Source organism: Pelotomaculum sp. PtaB.Bin117 (genome assembly GCF_002067195.1).
GTDB lineage: Bacteria > Bacillota > Desulfotomaculia > Desulfotomaculales > Pelotomaculaceae > Pelotomaculum_D > Pelotomaculum_D terephthalicicum.
Map to the genome: position 1 here is coordinate 1 of NZ_MVQM01000041.1, position 4,971 is coordinate 4,971.

At 49.2% G+C, this 4,971-nt stretch carries 4 protein-coding genes; all 4 read left to right on the forward strand.

The window, feature by feature from the left end; translation table 11 throughout:
* Positions 1 to 696 (forward strand): zinc-binding dehydrogenase (locus A4E54_RS02440; RefSeq protein ID WP_286724148.1); only part of this gene is annotated, 696 nt, incomplete at its 5' end.
* A 255-nt stretch (positions 697 to 951) separates the two neighbouring features.
* The gene (acd, locus tag A4E54_RS02445; protein WP_248285773.1) at positions 952 to 2,112 is read left to right on the forward strand and encodes a glutaryl-CoA dehydrogenase Acd; all 1,161 of its coding nucleotides are present in this window, start codon (positions 952 to 954) and stop codon (positions 2,110 to 2,112) included.
* Between the two features lie 46 nt (positions 2,113 to 2,158).
* Positions 2,159 to 3,706: an acyl-CoA carboxylase subunit beta gene (locus A4E54_RS02450; RefSeq protein ID WP_240081788.1), complete on the forward strand. Its 1,548-nt coding sequence runs from the start codon at positions 2,159 to 2,161 to the stop codon at positions 3,704 to 3,706.
* 199 nt (positions 3,707 to 3,905) lie between these two features.
* On the forward strand, positions 3,906 to 4,971 hold a 1,066-nt coding region (locus A4E54_RS02455; RefSeq protein ID WP_286724151.1), incomplete at its 3' end, for a sigma-54-dependent Fis family transcriptional regulator.

Genomic DNA, 4,971 nt, shown 5'->3' on the forward strand with positions numbered 1-4,971 from the left:
TACATCCCGGTTCCCGCCGGTGACCTGTGCCTAGTTGAAGACAAGAAAGACTTTTCCTTGGAAACACTGTCCGTTGTTGCCGACGCGATTACCTCTCCGTATCAGGCTGCCATAAAGGCTGGCGTTAAAGAGGGAGACGTTGCGATCGTTATTGGCGGCACCGGCGGAATCGGTGTATACATGACTCAGATTGTCGCCGCGTTAGGCGCCAAAGAAGTTATCGTAATTGCCAGAAATAAAGAAAAATTAGAGCGTGCTCTTAGTTTCGGCGCGACACACACGATCAGCACCCTGGACAAAGACGCTAAGGCGGTTTCCGGTGATTTCAGGGCTTATTCAAAAGAAAAGAAACTGCCTAACTGGGGGCTGAAAATTTTTGAGTGCACCGGGTCGAAAGCCGGCCAGGAAATCGCCCTGGGCCTGCTTACATTCCTCAGCAAATTGATGATAGTCGGTTTTGGCATGGTTAAAACCGAGTACATGCTGTCGAGATTGATGGCGTTTGAAGCTGATATCATGGGTACCTGGGGCTGCCTGCCGCAATACTATAAGCCAGTGCTGAACATGGTGCTTGAAGGCAAAATCCAGGTTAAGCCTTTTGTGGATATCAGGCCGATGAGCACGATCTTAAAGGCATTTGAGGAAGCGCACAGCGGAAAGTTAGTGCAGCGTATTGTGTTGACCCCGGATTTCTAGAATGACCATCCCCCGGCCTTACTGCAATTTTGCATTAATACTGCATTGCTGCAGTTATTAGCTTAAGGTTATGGCTTTAAGATAATGGCCGGGGGTTTATTTGATTTGGTGGATGCATTATTGCATTGTTTGCATTTGCAATTTCGCAATTAATGTCGTATAGAGGCATGTACTCCCCTGGCAAGGATTTTGCAATAAACATATTTTGTGCATGTTATTTTTTTAACATGCGCTAAGCTAAAACGGAGGGGAGGTTTGACAATTAATTTTGATTTAACCGAAGAATTGCAAGACATAAGAAAAGTGGCCAGGGATTTCGCAGTTAAAGAAATACAGCCGACTGTGGACGAGGATGACAAAGCCCACCGGTTCCGCCGGGATTTGGTGCAAAAAATGGCCGACTTGGGCTTCTTTGGTTGTGTCATACCTGAAGAGTATGGTGGGAACGAAATGGGTTGGCTGGCTGCCACCATTATCGCTGAAGAAATATCACGGGTACATGCTTCGTTGCGTTTGCCGTTCAACATGAACCCCAATGGCCCGGGATGCACTATCCTGAGATACGGAACGGAAGAACAAAAGATAAAATATCTGCCCGGCCTGGTTGACGGCAGCTTGCTGGGGATGTTCGCCATTACCGAGCCCGACTCCGGTTCAGACGTGGGTTCAATGAGGACAAAAGCAATTAAGGATGGCGACAGCTATATTGTTAACGGTAATAAGATGTGGATTTCCAACGCCACCGTCTGTGATATGGGATTGCTTTACGCTTATACGGATCCGGCCAAGAAAATTAAAGGCATGACAGCTTTTGTCATTGACATGAATACGCCAGGGATCACAATTGAGCCGATCACGGATAAGCTTGGCACCTGGGGCGCGCCGGTTGGTTCGATTACGTTTGAAAACTGCCGTATTCCGGCATCAGCATTGCTCGGTCAAGAGGGGCAGGGCTTTAAGATCTGTATGGAACAGCTGAACGACACCCGCTTGGGCTGCCAGGCCGGCGGTCTCGGTTTGGCGCAGGCTTGCCTGGACGCGGCCTTGAAGTATGCTAATGAGCGGCAGCAGTTTGGCGTGCCGATTGGCAAATTCCAGATGGTCACCGACATGATCGCCCAGATGGCGACTGAGGTTGATGCAGCCAGGTTCTTGGTGTACCGTGCCGCTTTCCTGAAAGATCGAGGCAGGCCTTGTACTATGGAAACTTCCATGGGCAAGTACTATGTTGGTGAAGTAGTAAACAAATGCGCTGATTACGCCATGAAAATTTACGGTTCCTATGGTTACTCCGAGGAATACCCGGTTGCCCGTTATTATCGTGATGCCAAGTCGTATCAGATTGTTGAAGGCACCAGCAACATTCAAAAACTAATCATTGGTGAAACAATGCTTGGCTATCGCAAGCGTATATAGTATTATTATCAAGGTAATGGATTATTAAATATAAGGGGGTTTTCAAATGCACGAAAATTTATACGAGGAACTTGCCCAGAATAGAAAAAGAATTAAAGCCATGGGCGGCGAAAAAGCCGTTGCGAAACAGCACAAAGACGGCAAGTTGACGGCACGAGAAAGAATCGAGTATTTCTTTGACCCGGGTACTTTCACGGAAATCGGCATGTACCTCAAACACAGGGCAACTCATTTCGGCCTGGAAGGCAAAGAAATTCCGGCTGAAGGCGTTATTTGCGGCTATGGCAAGGTGAACGGCCGGATGGTTATGGTCGGCGCCGAGGATTTCACCTCCATGGCAGGTACGTTCGGCGAATACCACGGCAAGAAATTTGCTGCAGCTATCGAAATGGCCAAGGATATGGGCATTCCCTTCGTCGGCATGAATGACTCTGGCGGCGCCAGGTTGCAGGAAGGTATCGACACGCTGCAGGCTTATGCGTGGCTGTTTAAGTCCCAAAACCTGGCATCAGGCATTATCCCGCAAATTGCCACCCTGATGGGTCCGTGCATGGGCGGCCAAGCGTACCACCCGGTTATGCAGGACTTTGTCTTCCAGTGCCGTAATACCGGATTTATGGGCATTGCCGGTCCCCCATTCGTAAAAACCCAGTTGGGCATAGACATCGATCTGCCGACGCTGTCCGGCTGGCAGGCGCACGCCGTCAAGTCGGGCTGCACCCATGTCGTGGTGGAAGACGATAAAGACTGCATGGACAAGGTGAAGGATCTGCTTACGTTCCTGCCGCAGAACAACAAAGAAAAGTCAGCGCGTATCGCGTGCGACGACGACCCGATGAGATTGGCGCCGGAACTCGATGAAGTAATGCCGGAAAACAGAAATATGCCCTATGACATGCACAAGGTTATTTACAATATCGTTGACAACGGCTATTTCTTTGAAATTCATGAAGAATTTGCGAAGAACGTCATTGTCGGCTTCGGCCGGTTTAACGGGAGAGCGACAGGCATCGTCGCCAGCCAGCCCAACTGGATGGGCGGCGTAATCAACTGCGACGCCGCTGACAAGGTGGCCCGGTTTGTCCGGTTCTGCGACCTGTTCAATATTCCTCTCGTGAACATTCACGACACCCCGGCGTTCATGATCGGCCCGGAGGAAGACTGGAAGGGCATCCTGAGACACGGCGCCAAAATGCTGTATGCTTATATCGACGCCACAGTGCCGAAGGTAACAATAATCATGGGTAAATCATTTGCCGGCGCCTACCTTGGCATGTGCTGCAAGGATACGGGCGCGGACATCGTGTTCAGCTGGCCGCAGGCCACAGTGACCATCGTCGGCGCGGAAACAGCGGCGAGCGTTATTTTCGCCAAGGAAATTAAGAATTCAGAGAACCCGAAGGAAACAGCGGCACAGAAGATTAAAGAGTACAAAGACCTCTATCAGAACCCGTACAGCGCTGCCAGCCGCGGCTACATCGACGATGTGATTATGCCGAACGAAACCAGGAGAAACATCTGCCTGGCTCTCGACATGCTGGAGAACAAGACTGTGGCCAGGCCGTACAGGAAATACTCCAATATCAACTTGTAAAAAAACAATTCATTAATTAATCGTATCAGGAGTGATTTCTGAAGACAAGCCGGTGACGCGGCTAATGGGTTTAAACCATAAAACCGCGCCACCGACAGGCCATTAACAAAAAGTAAATATTAGGCTTCGCCCGCCGGCGGAGCCTGTCTATCGGAAAGTAACACTATTATGACTGGGAGTGAGGCGGTGACAAGATTTTATGCTAGCTGATCTGATTAAGAAGCCGCCGCTGACCCTCTGTCCGGATCAGACAATCGGGGATGTTTTACGCTTATGGCAGGAGCATCCCATTGGAGTTGTCGGCATCGTTGATGAGCAGGGCTGTCTGCTCGGAGTGGTGGGCAGCGGACTGACCTTTCGTGACGCGACGCCAATCTCACTGGAAACACCACTGGCTGAAGTGATGGAAACCAATTTTATCAGTATGAGTCCGGATGTTTACCAGGAAGAGGCATGGACAGCTCCCAGTGATGTAATCGCTATCGTTGACGCTGACGGAAAGCTGCAAGGAATCAGTACAAAATATGACCTGGCCACATCTCTTTATCCTTATACCAAGTTTATCAGCCGGGAGCTTGATGCTGTACTTAATGCCGCTCATACGGGTATCATTTCAATAAACAAAGACGGGATTATTACAACATTCAACCCTGCCGCTGAGAAGATAACTAGAAGAACCAGAAGTGAGGCTATCGGCAAGTTTCTGGCGGATGTTGTAATACCAACCGGCCTGCTGGAAATTCTGGAGACGGGTGAGACAAAGTTCGGACAACGGCTTCCGGTAAAATATTCGGTAGGCACAAGAATATACGTCAGCAACCGCAGCCCCATTATCGAAGATGGCAAGGTTATTGGAGCGGTAGGCATTTTTCAGGACATTTCAGAGATTGAGTTTATATCTCATGAATTAGAATCTGTTAAAGAACTAAACAAGGAACTAAAAGCTTTGATTGAATCTTCCTACGACGGTATTTTGATTGCAAGTTGTGATGGTGTTGTTTCCCAGGTAAATGAGGCGTACACCAGGATGACCGGCCTGAAGGCCAAGAATATCATCGGCCGGCCTTTTCAGAAATTGGTGGAGGGCGGTCATTATGCTTCGTCGATCGTAGATGCTGTTTTTAAGAAAAAAAAGGCTGTTACCAATTTGCAAACTTCACCGCTGGGGAACAGGCTTTTGATTACCGGCAACCCGGTGGCGAACGAACGCGGTGAAATTGTTCGAGTCGTAATCAACGTGCGGGATCTGACCGAGTTTGAAAAGT